Raw genomic sequence first — 3,433 nt, forward strand, 5'->3', positions numbered from 1 at the left:
CTTTTATTGGAATCTTGTTATTTAATGCTGTTTGAAAGGCTAGTTGTAAAGTTGGTAAATGTATCGCACCTGGTGTTACATGGATTTCTTCCACTGTTATTTCTTCTAATATTTCTTCTGCACCTTCTACATGATCACTATCTGCATGTGTCCAAATAAACGTATCGATTCGACGAATACCTCGACCTTTTAGAAAAGGCACAATAACTTCACGACCAATTTCAAAAGGCGTGTCAGTTTGCTTCCAAAAAGGTTGATCGAACCGTAGTAAACCCCCTGCATCAATCAGGATAACACCTTGCTGATGTGGGAGTTCGATAACAGTTGCATCGCCTTGTCCTACATTAATAAATGAGACTTCTATGGAAGTATCGAGAAATGGTGTTGCATGTATTATAAGAACTGGTAATCCTAGAGTGAGTAAAAGTTTGCTCAATGAATGACGAAGTTCTAATAGTAGGAACGAACATACAACACCTATATATGCCATAATAAGTTGCCATAAGGACAGTTTACCTGGATTCCATAGTTGATAAGGAATCGACGCGAGTTTTAAAATGAACGTTGTCAAACCCAAGCGTAATGGTTCGTAAATCATAAATAGGGGCTCTAAAAGGAATGGCATGACAAATGATAGAAGGAACAATACTAAATTGATGGGTAAAATAACGAACGAAAATAAAGGCACAAATACTAAATTTACGATAAAGGAGGATAATGATATTTCGTAAAAATGGAAGAGAAGTATTGGGAATACCCCAATCTGGCAAAGAAATGTAATCCAGAAAGATTGTTTAAGAACAGTCGTTTGAGATTTTAAAAAAGAAGATGAATAAAGCAACGCTGCGGCAGCTAAGTACGATAGTTGGAAACCAATTTGAAAGATAACTCCCGGCTGTAAGCAAATAAAAATTATTAAACTTAGACCAAATGCATCTTCGATAGATAGTCGTTGATTCATTTGTTTAGATAGAAGCAGAATTTCAACTACTCCAACTGCCCTCCACACGGATGGTGCTCCACCAACTAAGCATGCATAAATAGGTAAACAAATTAGCAAACACCATACCGCAATTTCTTTCCTGATCATGAGTCTTAACATCAATTGATAAAAAATGAATGTTAAAAACGCCACATGCAACCCTGAAATCGCAAATAAATGAGTGATTCCGAGTATTTGATAAGCGCGTGTTTGTTGAGGATCCATATCATCTTGCAAGCCGAGTAGTAAGGATTTAGCTTCTGGTTGAAGGGAAAGCGGAAAATAGGCTTCAACCTGTTTTTCCATTTGAAAGCGTCTTTCAGCAATCCAGCCTAATACTCCACTTGGATCAGCGATTTTTTGAAAGGATGTAGCAGACAACATTCCTGCTGCACCGTGACTAGTTAAATACGTCTTCATGCTAAATGCATAGTCATGTGCTGGCAGAGGCACTTCAGCAGCTTGTCCAGTCCATTTAAACTTCGTCCCGGTTAAAGATTGTTGTTCAAACATCATCTTCTCTTCTTCTGAAGTAAACGTATATGTGATATACCATTTGTCCTTGTCTTCAGAAATGACAAACCCACGTAATTTCGAGCCATTAATGGCGTATGTGGAAGTCAATTTCAATATACTGTCCTGCTCGACTTCGAAATGAATAGGAGTCAATTTATCTTCAGTAAAGATTAGGAAAAAAATAGCCGTCAGTACATAACTAAAAATAAATACGAATGGCCAGCGTTTCCAGATAAATAACAGGATAATGATTATGTGTAGTAATAGAATAAAAAGTGAACCTAATGCTGCAGCTGTTGAAAGGATTGCTGCAATTGCTAAATAAATTAACCGATGGTTCCAATAGTTTTGCCAAATAGATCTTTCACCTGCGCTTCGTATGAAGCCAATTCCTCAGCAGAAACTCCATTCTCTCTTAATTTTTGAAGCATATCTAAATACAAAGTAATTTTTTTATCGCTTAAGAAATCGATTTTTCGTTCATCGAAAGGAACATGGACGACTTCTATATTTGCTTGCGATAATAATTGAATCGCATATTCATTGTTTTTATAGTTTTCGGCGTAGTATAAACGTCGAATTCCCGATTGAATAATAGATTTCGTACAAGGCAAACATGGAAAATGAGTTACATATAGATCCGCTTCATTCGTTGAGATACCATATTTTGAACATTGAAGTAAGGCATTCATTTCGGCATGAATCGTGCGGACACAATGATGATCTACTACGTAACATCCTTGGTCGATACAATGGTCTCCACCTGAAATAGAACCATTATAACCCCCTGCCATTATTCGTTTATCACGAACGATTGTCGCACCTACCGCTAACCTTGTACACGTGCTTCGAAGTGCAAGTAAATGGCTTTGTGCCATAAAGAATTGATCCCATGTTATTCGCTCCATAAAAACGCCCCCTGATTTTAAACTCTTCTTTAGTTTAGTAGGAACACGTTTCTTACGTCAATTGATTGTGATTTTAATTGACCGAAATAAAATCTTTCAAGTTTTCAAATGTTGAATCACCAATGCCTGTTACGTCTTTAATATCTTCAATCGATTTAAATAGGCCCTTCTCTTCTCGGTAAGCAATAATAGCTTTAGCCTTAGAAGGACCAATTCCTGAGAGGGTCATCAAGGTCGATTCATCTGAGGTATTAATATTGACGAGTGAAGATTGGGATTCTGAAGTACTCGGCGAAGTTGCAATGGTCAGTGGCACTTCAGTTTCTCCAATTAAAGGAACATAAATGACCATTTCGTCGACTAATTTAGCAGCAAAATTCAACGCCTTTTCTTCTGCAGTGGGTAGTATGCCACCTGCAAGTTGGAGCGCGTCTAGGACACGGCTGCCAGTTGGCAATGAATAAACACCAGGATTATGAACTTGGCCTTTTACATCGACGACAACAGTTTCATTTAGTTCTTTATCGATTGGTTTTGTTTCAGATGATTCTTCAGCTGGAATTGAACTTGGGATGGGGTTTTGGATCGTTTCGAGCGTACCGGCAATTGGGGGGGCCGGATTTTGGGAAAATGGTTTAAACAAAGCAACAAACAAAATCACTACAGCACTTCCAAGCGCGAGTTTAGTTGAATGTTTTTTTAGCCATGCAGGATTCAGATTGGGTCATCCTTTCCTACAGGGAGCAATTCTTATAGAGCTATTCATACTATAAACGAATTACGTATAATTGGAAAGTTTTTCTTCCATTTAACTATACTGTTGCTTTCCGTTACAGGCGGACGCTTTCCGCGGGCAATCCGTGAGCCTCCTCGCTCGCTTGAAAAAACGCTGCTCCTGTTTCTGCATCGCTGCGCTAGCTTCGAAACATGGAAGTGCGTTGCATCGCTTCGCTAGCTTCGTCGCAAACGAGTTGTGCAAAACACTTTTGCGCAACTCGTTCACTGTGGGGTCTCACCTGGACATGCT

The 3,433-nt window shown here is 38.8% G+C and carries 3 protein-coding genes; all 3 read right to left on the minus strand.

The features are described 5' to 3' along the window. On the minus strand, positions 1-1,612 hold a 1,612-nt coding region (locus tag AC1DOS_RS18815; protein ID WP_477538734.1), incomplete at its 3' end, for a DNA internalization-related competence protein ComEC/Rec2. A 212-nt stretch (positions 1,613-1,824) separates the two neighbouring features. Continuing rightward, positions 1,825-2,406 (minus strand): ComE operon protein 2, encoded by a 582-nt coding sequence (locus AC1DOS_RS18820; RefSeq protein WP_108586362.1) that lies wholly within the window; start codon positions 2,404-2,406, stop codon positions 1,825-1,827. Positions 2,407-2,479: 73 nt separating this feature from the next. Further along, positions 2,480-3,067, minus strand: coding sequence for a helix-hairpin-helix domain-containing protein (locus tag AC1DOS_RS18825; protein ID WP_477538735.1), 588 nt, complete (start codon positions 3,065-3,067; stop codon positions 2,480-2,482). Positions 3,068-3,433: the final 366 nt, after the last annotated feature.

The organism is Paenisporosarcina sp. P5_A11 (assembly GCF_056400705.1).

Excerpts from the sequence above, each read along its gene's own strand:
- AC1DOS_RS18820 (WP_108586362.1), bottom strand. The coding sequence starts at position 2,406 with ATGGAGCGAATAACATGGGATCAATTCTTTATGGCACAAAGCCATTTA.